This window comes from Neorhizobium sp. IRS_2294 (assembly GCF_050500145.1).
GTDB classification, from domain to species: Bacteria; Pseudomonadota; Alphaproteobacteria; order Rhizobiales; family Rhizobiaceae; genus Neorhizobium; species Neorhizobium soli.
This window is the reverse complement of record NZ_CP191439.1, coordinates 1,721,108-1,737,034: the sequence shown is the minus strand read 5'-3', so window position 1 is coordinate 1,737,034 and position 15,927 is coordinate 1,721,108. Positions and strand designations below refer to the sequence as shown.

The following is a 15,927-nucleotide window of genomic DNA, read 5'->3' as shown; positions in this document are numbered from 1 at the left end:
CGCATCTCGCAGGTTGAAGATAACGGCAGAAACTGATTTTCAACAACCAGATAACCGTCTTAGATCGAACGCGTTTGCCGCTTCATTCCAGCTAGAGCAAATGGTCGGGATGGTCCAGTGCGCAATGGTCAAACATCTGTGGCGAAACGGTTCTCGCCATGCCAATGGGAACGCTTGAGAGACGAGGAAGGATAACGAATGGCACCCCTGACGATATTGCGATATCCGGATCCCGGCCTGTCAAAGCCGTGTCAGCCGATTACCGTGTTCGACGCAGCACTCGAGACGTTCGCGCAGGATCTGCTCGCCACCATGCGGGCTGCACCGGGCGTCGGAATCACCGCCGCGCATGTCGGGGTTCACATCCGGCTTGTCGTGCTCGAACTGTCGGCGAAAGACGGTCCGCGCTTTTATGCCAACCCGGTAATCCTTTCGTTCGGTGAACAGCCCATGCGCTACACCGAGGGAAGCGTATCCATGCCAGGTGCGACCGAAGAGGTCGAGCGTCCCGCCATGATCCGGTTCCGCTATCAGCGCCTGGACGGGACGCACGCAGAAGAGGACGCCACGGGCTTTTACTCCGTCTGCATGCAACATGAGATCGATCAGCTGGACGGCGTCTTCTGGCTGAAGCGTCTATCGAGGTTGAAACGCGACCGGTTGGTCCGCAAGTGGGAAAAAGGTCGGTAGAGGAACCAAGGCTGTTCCTGACGGTTATCGAGGCAACCCTCTACCGACTGACGAACCTTACGGAAGGAACCACAATGCCCGCCACCCGCAAGCCCGACGATATTTCCCGCGAAGAAGATTTCCGCGATTACGACGACCGCAACATCGACGAAGGCTGGCCTTATGACGATGCAGCCGGTGCCGGTGCGCGTCCGGTCGGCAACGCCGCCTATGGCGAGCCTGCTGCGAACTTCGAGAGCGATCGTAACGAAGGCTACCAGGTCGAAGGCATCGAGGCCGACGGGCAGCAGGAACGGCTTGTCGACAGCGATACGCCCGCAACGATCGGGGTCGAAGAATCAGACGATCTTGAGGAGCGCATCACGGACGCGATCGAATCGCTCGATATCGCTATGATGGATGCCATCGACGTGCATGTCGATGACGGAGAGGTCACGCTTGAAGGCCTGGTCGACGAGGCATCTGCCGTGCGCATCATTGCTGCCAAGGTAAAGAGCATTGCCGGCGTGAAATCCGTCGTCAACAACTTGCGCGCTGGCGGCGTCGATGGACGTATGCCCGACGAGGACTGAGACCTGCAAGCCGGTCGTTATGACCGTCGCCTCCAACGATTAGACGATTGCACAGGTCACCGCGAGGTGACCTGTTCTCGTTCGTTCACTGTCGGGCCGAAGATCAGCTCGAAAGCCTCACGAAGCCTGATATCGACATCCGTCATCATGACCGGCAGGCCGAGATCGACCAGGCTGGTGACGCCATATCCTGTAATCCCGCAGGGCACGATGCCGGAGAAATGCGACAGGTCGGGCTCGACGTTGAGCGAAAGACCGTGAAAGCTCACCCAGCGGCGCAGGCGAATACCCAGTGCGGCGATTTTGTCCTCGGTGACCGACCCGTCGAGCATGGCGGGCTTGTCCGGCCGCTTTACCCAGACACCAACACGATCCTCGCGCCGCTCGCCGCGAACGTTCATCATGTCGAGCGTCTGAATGACCAGCTCCTCGAGGCCCGCCACATAGGCTCGAACGTCCTGACGCCGGCGCTTCAGGTCCAGCATAACATAGGCAACGCGCTGGCCCGGGCCATGATAGGTGTATTCTCCGCCGCGACCCGTCGCAAAGATGGGAAACCGATCCGGCTCGATGAGGTCGGCGGTCTGGGCGCTGGTACCCGCTGTATAAAGCGGCGGATGCTCCAGCAGCCAGACGAGTTCGTCGGCATGGCCGTCGGCAATGGCTGCCACCTCCGCCTCCATCGTGGCGATCGCCACGTCGTAAGGCACGAGTTCGTCCGAAACCCGCCATCTTACAGGCGGACAGTCGGCTTGTGGCAGCATGGAGAGATTGAGATCGGTGCGTGTCAGCATGGCCAGTCTTCTGTCAAAAGCGAACAAGGGCGGCAAGAGCCTTGTTTTCCGGGACTTTATATAAGGTTATCCCCAACCCGTTTAAATCCTTCAAAAATCTGTCACGACGCACTTGTGCACCCCAAATCCTTTTGCTACATGCTCGCTCGCCGGAGCAATTCGGCTCTACCACGGATGCGGTCGTGGCGGAATTGGTAGACGCGCAGCGTTGAGGTCGCTGTGGGGCAACCCGTGGAAGTTCGAGTCTTCTCGACCGCACCAAAAGAACCCGGCTTCGGCCGGGTTTTTTCGTTTCTGGCGTCAAGCGACGTTTCAAGCCTCGTCATGTCACCCAATTCACATCTTCACAAACGAATTGACTTCTTGCTCCTTCTGGAACATAAACAGAACAACATAGGAGCGTAACATGGCAACCGCAGAAAAATTCATCGTTCTCCAATTCAAGAAGAACCGCGGCCACATCGTCCCCGGTGAAATGCGCCAAGCCTCGAACGCGGCCTCCGCCGAGAAGATCGCGACGGCCATGTCGGTGCGCGTCATCGGAGTCGCTGCCTATTCGGTAATGGTGGACGAAGAGACCGGCGACATGACCTCCCCGCGCCTTCTCATCGAACACGGTGAGACCACGGAACTCGCGGCCTAACATACCGCGACCTCTGTAAATGAGCATCGGATATGCTTTCCGGTGCTTGCAGCGCCAAGCGTTGCTGATGTGCCCGCACCTGCGGCTTGCCGACAAGGTCAGCCTGTGTTTGAACTCAGGTTCAATTGAAAGCGCAGGCCAATGCCCCCAAAGACTTCCGAAAACCCGCTCAAGGGCATGGCGATCATGGCCTCGTGTATGGCCATTCTGCCTGTCATGGATGCCATCGCCAAATACATGGCGAATTTCGAGCACATGTCGCCCGGACAGGTCACTTTCTATCGGTTCCTGTTCCAGTTCCTGAGCCTGCTGCCGCTGGCACTGCTTTCCACCCGGTCGCTCATCCATGCGAATCGCCCGTGGATGAACCTGTTGCGCGGCACGTTGCATGCGTCGGCAAGCCTGATGTTTTTCGCAGCCGTTAAATATATGCCGCTTGCCGACGTGTTCGCGATCTACTTCGTCGAACCGTTCATGCTGACGATGATGTCTGCCATCTTTCTCGGAGAGAGGGTCGGCTGGCGGCGCTGGCTTGCTATCGTCGTCGGATTCGGCGGTGCGATGATCGTGATCCAGCCGAGCTATTCGATATTCGGCTGGACGGCGCTTCTGCCGGTCGCCTGCGCCTTTCTCTTCACGCTCTATCTGTTTCTCAACCGCGCCATTGGTGAGAGTGATTCGCCGCTGGTGATGCAAACCATCGCAGGCCTCGGCGGCACCGTCTTCATGGGCCTCGCGATGACTGCTGGAAGCAGTTTCGGCGTGGCGGACTTCGAGCCGTCCCTGCCCGCCTCCGCGCTCGGGTTACTGCTGCTGGTCGTCCTGGGTTCGATCTCGGGATACATGCACCTCCTGGTCGTCAAGGCGTTCAGGATGGCACCCCTGTCGCTGCTCGCGCCCTTCCAGTATTTCGAGATCATCTCGGCGACCGTCCTTGGCTATGCGCTGTTCGGTGACTTTCCGACGGCATCGAAATGGTTTGGCATCCTCATCATCGTGGCCTCGGGGCTGTTCATCATCTGGCGCGAACACGCCCAGTCGAAACAGCTGGTGCCTGCGTGACCTTCGTTGACAACACCCCTTAAGCATCGTGAAAAGACCCCATGAGCCAAGACCCGATGTCCCCTGACAATCCCATGCTTCTGAGCGGATATTCCAATGTTCCGCCGGGAATGATCGCAACCGTGGTAACCTGCCTGCAGATGCTGGAACGACCGGAGCCGGGTTCGATGCCGCCTGTAGGATCGCTTACCGTCGAGCACTGGCCGTCGCCGTCGATCGAGGATTATCGCGCGCTCTACAGGTCGGTCGGCGAACACTGGATGTGGACCTCGCGCCTCGTAATGGACGACAGCGAGCTTTCCGCTATCCTTCAAGACCCATTGGTCGAAGTTCATGCCCTGATAGATGGCGATCGCGCGGTTGGGCTTCTGGAACTCGATTTTCGCAAGCAGGGTGAATGCGAGATTGGCTATTTCGGTCTCGCCGCCGGTACGATCGGCAAGGGTGCCGGCCGGTTCTTGATGAACGCTGCAATCGAGAAGGCGTGGTCTCGACCGATCTCGCGCCTATGGGTTCACACCTGCCATCTCGATTCGGCGCAGGCGCTGCCATTCTACCAGCGCTCCGGCTTCAAACCTTTCAAGATGATGGTCGAAGTCGTCGATGATGTTCGGCTGACGGGGTTGGTGCCGCGCAGCGCTTCTCCGCAGGCCCCGATCATCGAGCCCTGACCGATCACCCGATTGCGACTATTCATACCGTCTTCCGGCTTGAGCCCGGACCACTTGCCGTGCAAAAGTCCCGGCAGAATCTTATAGATAAAATGGAGTGACACCATGGATGTCCGCGCCGCCGTTGCCGTTCAGGCTGGCAAACCGCTCGAAGTGATGACCGTACAGCTGGAAGGCCCTCGCGCCGGCGAAGTGCTGATCGAGATCAAGGCGACCGGCATCTGCCACACCGACGATTTCACCCTGTCGGGCGCCGATCCGGAAGGCCTCTTCCCTGCCATTCTCGGCCATGAGGGCGCCGGCATCGTCGTTGATGTCGGACCGGGTGTCACCTCGGTCAAGAAGGGCGACCACGTCATTCCGCTCTACACGCCGGAATGCCGCGAATGCTATTCCTGCACGTCGCGCAAGACCAACCTCTGCACCTCGATCCGCACCACGCAGGGCCAGGGCGTTATGCCCGACGGCACCAGCCGGTTCTCGATCGGCAAGGACAAGATCCACCATTACATGGGTTGTTCGACATTCTCGAACTTCACGGTTCTGCCGGAGATCGCGGTTGCCAAGGTCAATCCCGACGCGCCGTTCGACAAGATCTGCTACATCGGCTGCGGCGTCACGACGGGCATCGGCGCCGTCATCAATACGGCCAAGGTTGAAATCGGTTCGACCGCGATCGTCTTCGGTCTCGGCGGCATCGGCCTTAACGTCCTTCAGGGCCTGAGGCTTGCCGGTGCCGACATGATCATCGGCGTCGACATCAATCCCGACCGCAAGGAATGGGGCGAGAAGTTCGGCATGACACATTTCGTCAACCCGAAAGAGGTTGGCGAAGACATCGTGCCCTATCTCGTCAACATGACCAAGCGCAACGGCGACCTGATCGGCGGCGCCGACTACACGTTCGATTGCACCGGCAATACCAAGGTCATGCGCCAGGCGCTCGAATCGTCGCATCGCGGCTGGGGCAAGTCGGTCATCATCGGCGTTGCCGGAGCCGGTCAGGAGATCTCGACCCGTCCGTTCCAGCTGGTCACCGGCCGCAACTGGATGGGCACGGCCTTCGGCGGCGCCCGTGGACGCACCGACGTGCCGAAGATCGTCGACTGGTACATGGAAGGCAAGATCCAGATCGATCCGATGATCACCCACACAATGCCGCTCGAAGACATCAACAAGGGTTTCGAGCTGATGCATTCGGGCGAAAGCATCCGTGGCGTGGTGGTCTATTGACCACCCTGCCGTCCTACACGACCGATGTGCGGAGACTGGAAGAGTTCTCCGCACTCGACCTCTATGCCATGCTGAAGATGCGCGTGGACGTGTTCGTCGTCGAGCAGGAATGCCCCTATCCGGAACTTGACGGCAACGATCCGGCCTGTCTGCATCTGCGTCTTCTCGACGGCCGCGATCTGCTGGCCTGCGCCCGCATCTGGCGGCCGGAGCCCTCAGACAATCCGCGCATCGGCCGCGTTGCCGTCTCGCCGGATCATCGGGGCAAGCGGCTCGGCGAAGCGTTGATGCGCGAATCGATCGCCGCCTGCGAACAGGCCTATCCCGGAGAAACGATCGAGATTTCCGCGCAGGCGCATCTTCAGAAATTCTATGCCTCGTTCGGCTTCTCGCCGATATCAGAGGAGTATCTGGAGGACGGTATTCCGCATGTGGACATGCTGAGGGCAAAGCCTTGATCTATGTCGATGCCGATGCCTGCCCCGTGAAGGCGGAAATCCTCAAAGTCGCGGAGCGTCACGCGTTTGAGGTGACGTTCGTTGCCAATTCCGGCTTGCGTCCGTCCCGCGATCCGATGGTGAAGAACGTCATCGTCTCGGCCGGTTTCGACGCTGCCGACGACTGGATTGCCGAGCGCGCCGGCCCTGCCGACATCGTCATCACGGCCGACGTGCCGCTTGCCGTGCGTTGTGTGGCCGCCGGTGCCTTTGTCACGGGACCGACCGGGCGCGTGTTCGACGAGACCAATATCGGCATGGCGAGCGCCATGCGCGATCTTGGCCAGCATCTGCGCGAGACGGGCGAAAGCAAGGGCTATAACGCAGCCTTCTCGCCACGCGACCGATCCAAATTCCTGGAGACGCTGGACAGGCTCTGCCGGCGCGCCAAATCAAACGGCTAGAGCGCGCTATCAAAGCGGTACGGGAGGGCGGATGTCGACACAACAGAGCAAGGCATCGCTGTGGCACTGGCGCCGCCGCCGGCATGGGCCCTTCTTCGTGTCGGCGATCGTCGCAGTCGTCGCGTTGCCTGTGCTGATCTGGCAGCTGCCGGAGCTTGCCGCAGCGCTGGCGGCGATCGTCTTTTTCGTCGTCTATCTTGGATTCATGGCATTCCGAATCCCGCATCTGGACGCCGACCGCTTCGAGAAAAGCGGCCAGAACACCGACGAACCGGCACCGCTTATCCTGGCCGTCACGCTTGCAGCGGCGGCGATTTCGTTGGTGACGCTGTTTGAAGCGATGAACGACAAGCAGACGTCAGGTGCGTTGGATGTGATGGTCGGCTTTACCGCCGTCATTCTCGGCTGGTTTTCGCTGCACATGATGTTTGCCCTACACTACGCCCACCTTTACTGGCGCCCCGGCGACGACAAGGTCGAGGGCCCGGTTGGCGGCCTCGACTTTCCCGGAACCGATCGTCCGGGCGGCTGGGAGTTTCTCTATTTCGGCTATATCATCGGCATGACCGCCCAGACGTCCGATGTCGCGATCACGGCGACCGACATGCGCAGGATCAATCTCCTCCACTCGGTCGTGTCTTTCTTTTTCAACACGGTGCTGGTAGCCGCTGCGGTCAATGCCGTCGTTTCGCTGGCCGGCTGAAGTCCCAACATCGAGGAACATGACCGATGAAGATCATCTCACAGAACACCGCATTTGGCGGCATGCAGGGCGTCTATTCGCATCCGTCGGATGCCTGCAAATGCGATATGACCTTTGCCGTGTTCGTGCCGCCGCAGGCGGTGTCGCAGCCGTGCCCGGTTCTCTGGTATCTGTCGGGTCTCACCTGCACCCATCAGAACGTGATGGACAAGGGCGAGTATCGCCGGCTGGCTGCAGAGCTCGGTCTCGTCATCGTCTGCCCCGACACAAGCCCGCGCGGAGACGACGTCGCGGATGAGGCGACCAACTGGCAGATGGGCAAGGGTGCCGGATTTTATCTCGATGCGAATCAGCAGCCCTGGGCCGAGAACTACCAGATGTACACCTACATCACGCAGGAACTGCCCGCCCTCATCGGCGAACAATTCCGCGTCGACATGAGCCGTCAGGGAATTTTTGGCCACTCCATGGGGGGTCACGGCGCCATGACGATTGCTCTCAAAAACCCCGACCGGTTCAAGAGCTGCTCGGCCTTTGCGCCCATAGTCGAGCCGACAACCGCCGACTGGTCTGCGCCGGCACTCGAAAAATATCTCGGTGCCGATCGGTCAACGTGGCGGCCATACGACGCCTGCGCGCTGGTGAAGGACGGGGCGCATTTTCCGGAATTCCTGATCGATCAAGGCAACGCCGACAACTTCCTCGATAGCGGCCTGCGGCCATGGCTGTTCGAGCAGGCAATCGAGGGCAAGGACATTGCTCTGACGCTCAGGATGCATGAGCGCTACGACCATTCCTACTTCTTCATCTCGACATTCATGGACGACCATCTGCGCTGGCACGCCGAGCGTCTGGCCTAGTCTCCCGTTCGAGAATCAGGACGCCCGCGCGCAATCGCTCGCGGGCGTAAAATCTCAATTCTTGTCGACTGCCCAGGCACCGGGGCCGGAGAAGACGAGATACAGGAAAATGAAGCAGAACAGGATGGCGCCTTCGCCGCCGTTCAGCGCCGGCCAGAAGCCCTTGCTGGCATGCGCCATGAAATAGGCGACGGCCATCTGGCCGGACAGCAGAAACGCGACCGGGCGGGTCATGAAGCCGACAACCAGCAAGGCGCCGCCGACCACTTCAAGCAGCGCTGCAATCAGCAGAAGCGGCGGCAAAGCACCGTCGCCCATCGGTGCCGGAAAACCGAACAACTTCATAGTGCCGTGCTCGATGAAGAGCAGGGCTGCAATGATTCTCATCACGGCCAGCGCCTGCGGACGGTATTGTCCCAGACTATTGAAAAACTGCATGTCAAATCCCTCTCGTAGCATTGCCGCGGCTGCGCGGCAGCAAACGAGTTAAGCTCGGTTTGCCTGCGGAAATCAAATGCATTTCGTCAAGAATCAGGGCTCGAACAGCGCAGATGTGATGGTTGCGGAATGTCCGCTGCGCAGGCGGAACTCGCTTGCCACCCGGTCGGCGATCTTTCTGGCAAGAGCTGCATCGGCATCCTTGTTGCCGAAGAGGAAGACCGACGTTTCGAAGGAGCCCGTCGCGACCGGTTCACCTGTCGAGACGGAGACGGCCTGAACCGTGACCCTCGCCTCCAGCCGCCGGCCGAAGACGACGGGAACGGGCGCTGCCCGGTCGATCCGGACGGAGATGATGGTTCTCGGCAGCATGCTCGGCCGCATCGTCGAGCGGACAGCCTCATCGATCAGCATGTCGGTGGCAATGACGAGGCCCTGTGGCACGTCGGGCCGTGCCGTCACGAAAGCTCCCCTGACGTCGTAGAGAAGCTTGTCGCGCACACCATCTTCCAACGGCATGCGAAACGCCATCAGCGATGGCGTCAGGGTCAAGATCAGGGCTAGGCGCAGGACACCGGAACGCATGGGAAAACTCGATACGCAGACTGTACCGATCTTCCGCCAACAGGGTTAGAGAAGGATTAAATCCGCCCTGTGGTTGCGTCAAAAACCGCAGCAGCGGCCTGCATCTCTTCGAACCGCTTTGCCCGGCGATGTTCGGCCTCCGCATCGGATCCCCAATGCTCGATTGCCCAGTCTTCCTCCAGATGCGCAAGCCGCCATGTGTCATCGACGGAAAGCTCACCTTCGGCGAAAGCAATCGCCAGGATTGCGGAGCCCGTCAGCGATGTCACCGTGTGGAGAGACGCAAGCTCAATCGGGGACGCATACTTGCGCAACACCCCCGAAAGGGCGGCGATCGCTTCCTTAGGCTGCTCCTTGGGCATGACACCCTCGATCACCTCGAAGCGCGCACCGATCGCGTTGGCTGCCCAGTCCAGGACCGGATCCCACTGCTCGGCCTGGCGAAGCGCAAGGTTTGCAGGTGTTTCTGCGCGGTAGCACAGCATGTCGCTCGACGAGAAGCGAAGGATGTCCTCGAACACTGCCTGCGGGTCGGCGGCGATGCCGTCGATCGCGGTGTTGACGAGCCGTGTCACCGGCATCGTGCGCGGATCGATCACATCCACCTGCGACGCCCATTCGTCGCGAACGAGTTCGGCAACCCGTGTGGTCGGCATTCTCAAGGCGTTCTTGGCGGGTGTCTTCACCGGCCGTCCATCGAGAAGGATGGCGTAGTCACCCTCGCCCGCCTCAACCGAGACTTCCTTGTAGAAGCGCTTCGGCAGAGGCTTGTGCATCTGGATCTGTGCCCGCCGGGTCGGGTCTTCGTGGCTCAAACCGGCGTTCGGGTCGGATAGTATGTCGCGCATGGAAAACCCTCAGCCGATCAACGGCAGCAAGTCGCTTGGATGATGGACGATGTGGTCGGCTCCCGCCTTCTGAAGCTCGCCAACCGAGGCGTATCCCCAGGAAACACCGATTGCCGTTGCACCGGCCGCCTTTGCCATCTGCATGTCGTAGATCGCATCGCCAATGACAAGAGTGTCTTCGGGCGACACGCCCGTGGCGTCGCAGCATTCAGTGACCATCGCCGGATGGGGTTTGGACGGGCAATCATCTGCCGTGCGGCTGACGACGAAATGGTCTGCATAGCCGTGCGTGTTCATGATCATGTCGAGGCCGCGACGGGATTTGCCGGTGACAGCGCCGATCAACAGGTCGTCTCGCGGTCCGATCGTCTCGATCAGGTCCTTTATGCCATCGAACAAAGGCTCGCGGAAATCGAGATCCTGTCGCACCACGGAAAAGAGCGACTTGTAGTAGGCCATCATCTCGACGGCTTCTTCATCAGCATGCGGCTTGCCGTCGATGCGGGCAATCGCGATGTCGAGCGTCAGGCCGATGATCGACTTCGTCTGCGCCAATGTGGGTTCAGCCTTGCCGAAGTGACGGAAGGTGCGCAGCATCGTCTCGTGGATCAGTTCGGCGCTGTCGACCAGCGTGCCGTCGCAGTCGAACAGGACAAGCTTCATTCCTGGTCCTCCCGCCGACCGTTCTCCATGTCGAAGCCCAGAAGGTTCCAGGACTGCACCATGTGCGGCGGCAGCGGAGCCGTAACCCGCAGACGACCGCCATCCGGATGCGGGATGTCGATGTGGCGCGCGTGCAGATGCAGCTTTTTCTGGATGCCGCCCGGGAACGGCCAGTTGTGGTCGTCGTCGAAATATTTCGGATCGCCGATGATCTGGTGACCGAGATGCAGCGCATGGACGCGCAGCTGGTGCGTACGGCCGGTATAGGGCTCCATCTCCAGCCACGCCATCGTCTGCGCGGCGGTTTCCAGAACGCGGTAATAGGAGACCGCGTGATCAGCGCCCTCCTCACCGTGTCTGGCGATCCGCATGCGGTCGCCGTCGGGCGTCTGTTCCTTGACCAGCCAGTTGGAGATCTTGTCCTCGCGCTTGCGCGGAACGCCCTTGACCAGCGCCCAGTAGGTCTTCTTGGTATCGCGCTCGCGGAATGCCGCGGTCAGTTTCTGGGCCGCACCGCGTGTGCGGGCAACCACGAGGACACCTGACGTGTCGCGGTCGATCCGGTGGACGAGACGCGGTTTTTCGCCTCTCTTGTTGGTGAAGGCATCCATCATCTGGTCGATATGGCGGGTCACGCCGGATCCGCCCTGTACAGCCAGACCCGCAGGCTTGTTGAGGACGAAGACCTTGTCGTCTTCGTGCAGCATCATGCGCTGCAAAAGCTCGTAGTCGCCGGCGTGCTTCAGATCCTTGCCCGCGATCGGCCCGCTGTTCTTCGCGTCGGTATCCATCGGGGGAATGCGGACCATCTGGCCGGGCTCAACACGGGTGTCGCTTTTTACACGGCCACCGTCGATGCGCACCTGTCCGGAGCGCAGTAGTTTCTGTAGAGGGCCGAAGCCGAGACCCGGGAAATGGATCTTGAACCAACGGTCGAGGCGCATGCCTGCCTCGTCCGCCTCGACGCGGATATGCTCGATGCCTGCCATCAAAGCTCTTTCATCTTATCTGTGATCAGTCCTGCCCTTTAGAGCATTGCCCGCCCGAGCGCCAGCCCAGCAAAGACCGCACACAGCGACACACCAACGCTTGCGATCACATAACTTGCCCCCGCTACCGTCGCGCCGCGCTCGAAGAGCGAGATGACATCCAGCGAAAAGGCCGAGAATGTCGTGAAGCCGCCGAGAAATCCAGTCACCAGCAGGAGACGCATCTCAGGCGAGGCGTTGAGGCGCCGGGCAATCACCTCACTTAGCAAACCGATTGCGAAACAGCCGACGATGTTGACGGTCAGCGTTCCCCAGGGAAAGTTTGGCCCGAACCGGCGCAGCGTCCAGACGCCCACGAGGTAGCGGGCGACGGAACCGAATGCGCCGCCGAGTGCGACAAGTATGATATTGATCATCGAGATATCCAGAAAAGTCCTAAATCGTGCCTACCGTTAAAATGCCGGGATTTCGGTTAAATCGCGGCAAACTCGGCGCATATTACATATGTGCCGAATGGGTTGAAGGTGGTTGCTATGGTTCAGGTGACGACAATTTCGGCAAGCATGGCAGCGCTCGCCATAGAGACGTTAAGAACGCCGCCGCAACTGTCCGTCAAAGCGAGAATTGGTGAGGCCAAACGTGTCGCCGAACGCGCTTCTGCGCGTGATCAGAGTGCGACCGATCCGACGGTCACCGGGGCGATGACGCTTGCGACCAGCCTGTCTCTCGATTTCCTCGACGCCGGCCAGCAGCCTCCGCAGCAGCAGGCATCGCTGCAGATGGCCGAAGCCGCCTATCGTGACACGGAAGAGTGACCTTCAGACCCCGAGTACAAGAAGTCCGACACCCTGAATGCCGCTGAGGAAGCGGCGCCAGCTTTCGGGTATCGTGAAATACATCCGCTTGGCGAATGGACGGATGACCGGAAGCCAAGCCTGCGCGTAGAGGCGCCCTTTCCACGAGAAGGGCAGGCTATAGCCGTTCAGCACCAGTTTCTGGTTTGCCCAGGATTGTTTGTAGGCGCCATCGCCGCCGAGAAGATCGTAGGTCTTGATCCCGTTGTCGATCAGCCAGCAGACTGTCATTTCCATCTGCACCTTGCCGGCGGAGAGATGCCGCAGGCTCCAGTCGAAGCTGCCAAGATAGGCGTAGTAGTGCCCTGCCCGCACGAAGCCGAGCTCCATCGCCACCGTGACATCGCCAGCCCGCAGGATCGAAAGGCACGCACCCTTTAGCAACGCGGCATCACCCGTCAGGCTCGCCAGGAAATCGTCCAGGCCATCGAAGGAAAAACCGCTGCTACTTCTCCCGGTCTCGCGCAGCCAGACCCGCTTCATCGCCGCACATTCGCGAACGTATTCGGCAAACCTTTGATCGGAGGGCCAGATCATCTCGAAGGTGAGTTCGCCGAGCCGCGCCAGGTGGTTGCGCCGACGGTTGCGATTGCGCTTCTTCAATTTGCCGCCGTGCGAGCGGTATGCGTCCGAATCGGCAAACTGCGTGAGATCGAGCACGGCGCTGCTTCCGCCGTAGCCTCGGATCGTCGGCTGTGAGCGAAGCAGGAGACCCAGCGAGGATTGATGCGGAACGGGGTGAAAGATCGCGACATCGCAATCGGGCATCATCTCGATACGGGTCAGCAACTTGCCCATCAGCAATCCGGCAAGATGGGCGTCGTCGCACAGGAGATTGCAGTATTGCGAGTGAGGGGCGCCGAGGTTTTCCAATACCCTTATGCCGCTGACGGTCTGAACCATCAGAGGCCAGACTGCGACGAGACTGCCGTTGCGCCACACAGTCTCGATCCGGAATTCGAACGCGGAGCCATCGCCGGCAAAGGCTGCGACCCAGCCGCGGCACCAATCGAAACTCTGAAAATAGGTCAGCCGGTCTTCGCACCGGCTTTCAAGGGCCCGCCAGGCGTCGGCGACCGTGTCGATTTCCGCAAGCGTGCTGAGGCGTCGGTAAATGCCGGCGTCCGGTTCCGGTGCACTGGAAATATCCACGATCTTCGTCCCCACAAAGCCAACCCATCGGTAGAATAGATGGCGGAGCTAAACGAGATATTACGCCTGAGATCACATCCCGCGTGATCAGTTATGCTGGTTGCCAGGACGGAAACCCTGGACCGGGAGCGTGAGATCGAGACTGCCGGACCGCTCGAAGATCAGCGTCAGAGGCACGCTGTCACCCTGCTTGAAAGGCGTCGCGACTTTGGTGAACATCAGATGCAGTCCACTGGGCTTCAACTCGACGGTCTGGCCGGCCGGGACCGCAATGCCGCCTTCGAGACGGCGCATCTTCATGATCTGGCCCTGCATCGACATTTCGTGGATCTCCACGGCAGGCGACAGAGGCGATGAGGCAGAGACGAGTCTATCGTTTTCGCTGCCCGTGTTGCGGATCACGAGATAGCCACCGCCGACCGGCTGGCCGGGAAGCATGGCACGCACATAACCGCCGGAAATCTCGAGCATACCGAGTTGAACTGTGGCGCCCGATGTGGCCGCCGGATCGGACGATCCGTGCATGTGCATGCCACCATTCCCGGAACCGGCATCCCCCGCCTGGGCATAGGATTGATCTGCCGCCGCACCAAGTGTCGCTGCAAACAGCGCCAGAGTCGCAAGAAATTTCATGACAACGCCTCCCATCGTCTTTCAAGACGACGGGTAGAGCAGATTCCTGAACGTCCGGAAAGCTTGAACCTTGGCACTCAGTCGCGATGCCTAACTCTATGGTGTGCGACAAAAATCTTGGTCACGACGACATTCTCCCCTTGTCAAACCTGTCGCCTCCTCGATAATGAACCTCATACCCGTTGGGAGAAGCCGCTTCGATGCGGTGCCGAAGGAGCAACCGCCCCGGAAACTCTCAGGCAAAAGGACCACGGGCGACCAACCGGAACTCTGGAGAGTAGCAACCGTCATCGGGGGCTCGCCGAAGGGATAACAATCTCAGGCGAAAAGGACAGAGGGGGCTCGAAACAGGCGCGTAACCGCGCCCTGATCAGAGCCGGCGTGTGAGCTGATTTTACGCAGCGGCCGCCAAAACCTGGAGGCGCCTTTTTGGACGATCACTCAGTTCTCAAGACCACACCGCTCAACGCGCTGCATCTCTCGCTTGGTGCGAAGATGGTGCCGTTCGCGGGCTACGACATGCCCGTGCAATATCCGCTCGGCGTGATGAAGGAGCACCTTCATACGCGCGCCGCCGCAGGCCTGTTCGATGTCTCCCACATGGGTCAGGTCATCGTCAGAGCGAAGTCCGGCGACTATGCAGATGCAGCACTTGCGCTGGAAAGGCTCGTTCCGGTCGATATCCTGTCGCTGAAGGAAGGCCGTCAGCGCTACGGGTTCTTTACCGACGACAATGGCTGCATTCTCGACGACCTGATGATCACCAATCGCGGCGATCATCTTCTCGTCGTCGTCAACGCCGCCTGCAAGGATGCCGACCTTGCGCACATGAAGGCGAACCTGACCGACTGTGACGTCACCCTGCTCGACGACCGCGCGCTGATCGCCCTTCAGGGGCCACGCGCCGAAGCTGTTCTGGCCGAGCTCTGGGCTGGCGTATCCTCGATGAAGTTCATGGATGTCCGCGAAGTACCGCTGCACGACGTTCCCTGCATCATCTCGCGCTCCGGTTATTCCGGAGAGGACGGTTTCGAGATCTCGATCCCGCAGGACCATGCCGTCGCCGTTGCCAAGGCATTGCTCGAACACCCGGATTGCGAAGCCATCGGCCTCGGCGCCCGTGACAGCCTGCGCCTCGAAGCCGGCTTGTGTCTTTATGGAAACGACATCGACACCACGACGTCGCCGATCGAGGCATCGCTCGAATGGGCATTGCAGAAGGCCCGCAAGGCCGGCGGCGATCGTGAAGGCGGGTTTCCGGGAGCGGACCGCATCCTCGCCGAACTGGCAGACGGTACCAGCCGCCGCCGCGTCGGCCTGAAGCCGGAAGGCAAGGCGCCGGTGCGTTCGCATGCGAAACTGTTTGCCGATGCGGACGGGCTGCAGGAACTTGGCGAAGTCACCTCTGGTACGTTCGGCCCGACGGTCGAAGGTCCGGTTGCCATGGGTTACGTCCCCGTCAGTCATGCAGCAGCGGGTACGCAGGTCTTTGCCGAGGTCCGTGGAAAATACCTGCCGATGACGGTGGCCGCGCTGCCATTCATCACGCCGACCTACAAGCGATAAACATGCGCGGGCGGCCTGGCCCCACCCCCGGCCTCCCCCACGTCATCCCCATTCACGCTTTCCTTAAGAG

At 60.3% G+C, this 15,927-nt stretch carries 21 protein-coding genes, 1 tRNA gene and 2 riboswitches; of the genes, 13 read left to right on the top strand and 9 right to left on the bottom strand.

The window, feature by feature from the left end; genetic code table 11:
* Positions 1 to 198: 198 nt before the first annotated feature.
* On the top strand, positions 199 to 690 hold the full coding sequence (locus ACQY1K_RS08480) for a peptide deformylase (protein WP_192076887.1): 492 nt from the start codon (positions 199 to 201) through the stop codon (positions 688 to 690).
* A gap of 74 nt (positions 691 to 764) precedes the next feature.
* A complete protein-coding gene (locus ACQY1K_RS08475; protein ID WP_430251764.1) occupies positions 765 to 1,262 on the top strand; it encodes a BON domain-containing protein in 498 nt (165 codons plus the stop codon).
* 56 nt (positions 1,263 to 1,318) lie between these two features.
* On the opposite strand, the gene lipB is transcribed toward ACQY1K_RS08475, so the two are convergent.
* On the bottom strand, positions 1,319 to 2,056 hold the full coding sequence (gene lipB, locus ACQY1K_RS08470) for a lipoyl(octanoyl) transferase LipB (protein ID WP_430258783.1): 738 nt from the start codon (positions 2,054 to 2,056) through the stop codon (positions 1,319 to 1,321).
* A gap of 176 nt (positions 2,057 to 2,232) precedes the next feature.
* Between lipB and ACQY1K_RS08465 the strand changes: the two genes are divergently transcribed.
* From ACQY1K_RS08465 to fghA, 9 genes are all read left to right on the top strand, one after another.
* A tRNA-Leu gene (locus ACQY1K_RS08465) sits at positions 2,233 to 2,317 on the top strand.
* Positions 2,318 to 2,462: 145 nt separating this feature from the next.
* Entirely contained in the window at positions 2,463 to 2,699 is a 237-nt protein-coding gene (locus ACQY1K_RS08460; RefSeq protein ID WP_062457020.1) for a hypothetical protein, read from the top strand.
* Positions 2,700 to 2,840: 141 nt separating this feature from the next.
* The gene (locus tag ACQY1K_RS08455; RefSeq protein ID WP_192076885.1) at positions 2,841 to 3,761 is read left to right on the top strand and encodes a DMT family transporter; all 921 of its coding nucleotides are present in this window, start codon (positions 2,841 to 2,843) and stop codon (positions 3,759 to 3,761) included.
* A gap of 41 nt (positions 3,762 to 3,802) precedes the next feature.
* A complete protein-coding gene (locus ACQY1K_RS08450; protein WP_430258780.1) occupies positions 3,803 to 4,432 on the top strand; it encodes a GNAT family N-acetyltransferase in 630 nt (209 codons plus the stop codon).
* A 105-nt stretch (positions 4,433 to 4,537) separates the two neighbouring features.
* Positions 4,538 to 5,665, top strand: a complete 1,128-nt coding sequence (locus ACQY1K_RS08445; protein WP_062580660.1) for an S-(hydroxymethyl)glutathione dehydrogenase/class III alcohol dehydrogenase — start codon at positions 4,538 to 4,540, stop codon at positions 5,663 to 5,665.
* On the top strand, positions 5,662 to 6,123 hold the full coding sequence (locus ACQY1K_RS08440) for a GNAT family N-acetyltransferase (RefSeq protein WP_244508814.1): 462 nt from the start codon (positions 5,662 to 5,664) through the stop codon (positions 6,121 to 6,123). Before ACQY1K_RS08445 ends, ACQY1K_RS08440 begins: the two co-directional genes overlap by 4 nt.
* Entirely contained in the window at positions 6,120 to 6,566 is a 447-nt protein-coding gene (locus tag ACQY1K_RS08435) for a YaiI/YqxD family protein (protein ID WP_062457036.1), read from the top strand. The genes ACQY1K_RS08440 and ACQY1K_RS08435 overlap by 4 nt, the downstream gene beginning before the upstream one ends.
* Positions 6,567 to 6,597: 31 nt before the next feature.
* Positions 6,598 to 7,269, top strand: a complete 672-nt coding sequence (locus tag ACQY1K_RS08430) for a DUF1345 domain-containing protein (RefSeq protein WP_430258778.1) — start codon at positions 6,598 to 6,600, stop codon at positions 7,267 to 7,269.
* A 26-nt stretch (positions 7,270 to 7,295) separates the two neighbouring features.
* Complete coding sequence (gene fghA / locus ACQY1K_RS08425; RefSeq protein ID WP_430258776.1) at positions 7,296 to 8,129, top strand: S-formylglutathione hydrolase; 834 nt, start codon at positions 7,296 to 7,298, stop codon at positions 8,127 to 8,129.
* Positions 8,130 to 8,183: 54 nt separating this feature from the next.
* Here the strand turns inward: fghA and ACQY1K_RS08420 are convergent, their stop codons facing one another.
* From ACQY1K_RS08420 to crcB, 6 genes are all read right to left on the bottom strand, one after another.
* Complete coding sequence (locus tag ACQY1K_RS08420) at positions 8,184 to 8,567, bottom strand: DoxX family protein (RefSeq protein WP_430258774.1); 384 nt, start codon at positions 8,565 to 8,567, stop codon at positions 8,184 to 8,186.
* A 93-nt stretch (positions 8,568 to 8,660) separates the two neighbouring features.
* A complete protein-coding gene (locus ACQY1K_RS08415; RefSeq protein ID WP_062457054.1) occupies positions 8,661 to 9,152 on the bottom strand; it encodes a hypothetical protein in 492 nt (163 codons plus the stop codon).
* A gap of 56 nt (positions 9,153 to 9,208) precedes the next feature.
* Entirely contained in the window at positions 9,209 to 10,000 is a 792-nt protein-coding gene (locus ACQY1K_RS08410) for an ATP12 family chaperone protein (RefSeq protein WP_430258772.1), read from the bottom strand.
* A gap of 9 nt (positions 10,001 to 10,009) precedes the next feature.
* Positions 10,010 to 10,663, bottom strand: a complete 654-nt coding sequence (locus ACQY1K_RS08405; RefSeq protein WP_430258770.1) for an HAD-IA family hydrolase — start codon at positions 10,661 to 10,663, stop codon at positions 10,010 to 10,012.
* Positions 10,660 to 11,652, bottom strand: a complete 993-nt coding sequence (locus tag ACQY1K_RS08400) for an RluA family pseudouridine synthase (RefSeq protein WP_062457061.1) — start codon at positions 11,650 to 11,652, stop codon at positions 10,660 to 10,662. The genes ACQY1K_RS08405 and ACQY1K_RS08400 overlap by 4 nt, the downstream gene beginning before the upstream one ends.
* A 38-nt stretch (positions 11,653 to 11,690) precedes the next feature.
* On the bottom strand, positions 11,691 to 12,068 hold the full coding sequence (crcB, locus tag ACQY1K_RS08395) for a fluoride efflux transporter CrcB (protein WP_062457064.1): 378 nt from the start codon (positions 12,066 to 12,068) through the stop codon (positions 11,691 to 11,693).
* Positions 12,069 to 12,185: 117 nt separating this feature from the next.
* On the opposite strand from crcB, the gene ACQY1K_RS08390 reads away from it, so the two are divergent.
* Entirely contained in the window at positions 12,186 to 12,467 is a 282-nt protein-coding gene (locus ACQY1K_RS08390; RefSeq protein WP_062457067.1) for a hypothetical protein, read from the top strand.
* Positions 12,468 to 12,470: 3 nt separating this feature from the next.
* Here the strand turns inward: ACQY1K_RS08390 and ACQY1K_RS08385 are convergent, their stop codons facing one another.
* Both ACQY1K_RS08385 and ACQY1K_RS08380 read right to left on the bottom strand, forming a co-directional pair.
* Entirely contained in the window at positions 12,471 to 13,658 is a 1,188-nt protein-coding gene (locus tag ACQY1K_RS08385) for a GNAT family N-acetyltransferase (RefSeq protein ID WP_430258768.1), read from the bottom strand.
* Between the two features lie 87 nt (positions 13,659 to 13,745).
* Positions 13,746 to 14,291, bottom strand: coding sequence for a copper chaperone PCu(A)C (locus ACQY1K_RS08380; protein ID WP_113110827.1), 546 nt, complete (start codon positions 14,289 to 14,291; stop codon positions 13,746 to 13,748).
* A gap of 173 nt (positions 14,292 to 14,464) precedes the next feature.
* A riboswitch (glycine riboswitch) is annotated at positions 14,465 to 14,551 on the top strand.
* A riboswitch (glycine riboswitch) is annotated at positions 14,552 to 14,636 on the top strand.
* A gap of 84 nt (positions 14,637 to 14,720) precedes the next feature.
* On the opposite strand from ACQY1K_RS08380, the gene gcvT reads away from it, so the two are divergent.
* Positions 14,721 to 15,857: a glycine cleavage system aminomethyltransferase GcvT gene (gene gcvT, locus ACQY1K_RS08375; protein ID WP_430258765.1), complete on the top strand. Its 1,137-nt coding sequence runs from the start codon at positions 14,721 to 14,723 to the stop codon at positions 15,855 to 15,857.
* The last annotated feature ends 70 nt before the right edge of the window (positions 15,858 to 15,927 follow it).

What these genes read in the sequence shown, in the direction of transcription:
- ACQY1K_RS08405 (WP_430258770.1), bottom strand. Translation starts at nt 10,663, where the DNA reads ATGAAGCTTGTCCTGTTCGACTGCGACGGCACGCTGGTCGACAGCGCC.
- ACQY1K_RS08415 (WP_062457054.1), bottom strand. Translation starts at nt 9,152, where the DNA reads ATGCGTTCCGGTGTCCTGCGCCTAGCCCTGATCTTGACCCTGACGCCA.
- ACQY1K_RS08475 (WP_430251764.1), top strand. Translation starts at nt 765, where the DNA reads ATGCCCGCCACCCGCAAGCCCGACGATATTTCCCGCGAAGAAGATTTC.
- ACQY1K_RS08380 (WP_113110827.1), bottom strand. Translation starts at nt 14,291, where the DNA reads ATGAAATTTCTTGCGACTCTGGCGCTGTTTGCAGCGACACTTGGTGCG.
- ACQY1K_RS08445 (WP_062580660.1), top strand. Translation starts at nt 4,538, where the DNA reads ATGGATGTCCGCGCCGCCGTTGCCGTTCAGGCTGGCAAACCGCTCGAA.
- ACQY1K_RS08420 (WP_430258774.1), bottom strand. Translation starts at nt 8,567, where the DNA reads ATGCAGTTTTTCAATAGTCTGGGACAATACCGTCCGCAGGCGCTGGCC.
- fghA (WP_430258776.1), top strand. Translation starts at nt 7,296, where the DNA reads ATGAAGATCATCTCACAGAACACCGCATTTGGCGGCATGCAGGGCGTC.
- ACQY1K_RS08430 (WP_430258778.1), top strand. Translation starts at nt 6,598, where the DNA reads ATGTCGACACAACAGAGCAAGGCATCGCTGTGGCACTGGCGCCGCCGC.
- ACQY1K_RS08410 (WP_430258772.1), bottom strand. Translation starts at nt 10,000, where the DNA reads ATGCGCGACATACTATCCGACCCGAACGCCGGTTTGAGCCACGAAGAC.
- ACQY1K_RS08455 (WP_192076885.1), top strand. Translation starts at nt 2,841, where the DNA reads ATGCCCCCAAAGACTTCCGAAAACCCGCTCAAGGGCATGGCGATCATG.
- ACQY1K_RS08460 (WP_062457020.1), top strand. Translation starts at nt 2,463, where the DNA reads ATGGCAACCGCAGAAAAATTCATCGTTCTCCAATTCAAGAAGAACCGC.
- ACQY1K_RS08390 (WP_062457067.1), top strand. Translation starts at nt 12,186, where the DNA reads ATGGTTCAGGTGACGACAATTTCGGCAAGCATGGCAGCGCTCGCCATA.
- ACQY1K_RS08480 (WP_192076887.1), top strand. Translation starts at nt 199, where the DNA reads ATGGCACCCCTGACGATATTGCGATATCCGGATCCCGGCCTGTCAAAG.
- lipB (WP_430258783.1), bottom strand. Translation starts at nt 2,056, where the DNA reads ATGCTGACACGCACCGATCTCAATCTCTCCATGCTGCCACAAGCCGAC.
- crcB (WP_062457064.1), bottom strand. Translation starts at nt 12,068, where the DNA reads ATGATCAATATCATACTTGTCGCACTCGGCGGCGCATTCGGTTCCGTC.
- ACQY1K_RS08400 (WP_062457061.1), bottom strand. Translation starts at nt 11,652, where the DNA reads ATGGCAGGCATCGAGCATATCCGCGTCGAGGCGGACGAGGCAGGCATG.
- ACQY1K_RS08450 (WP_430258780.1), top strand. Translation starts at nt 3,803, where the DNA reads ATGAGCCAAGACCCGATGTCCCCTGACAATCCCATGCTTCTGAGCGGA.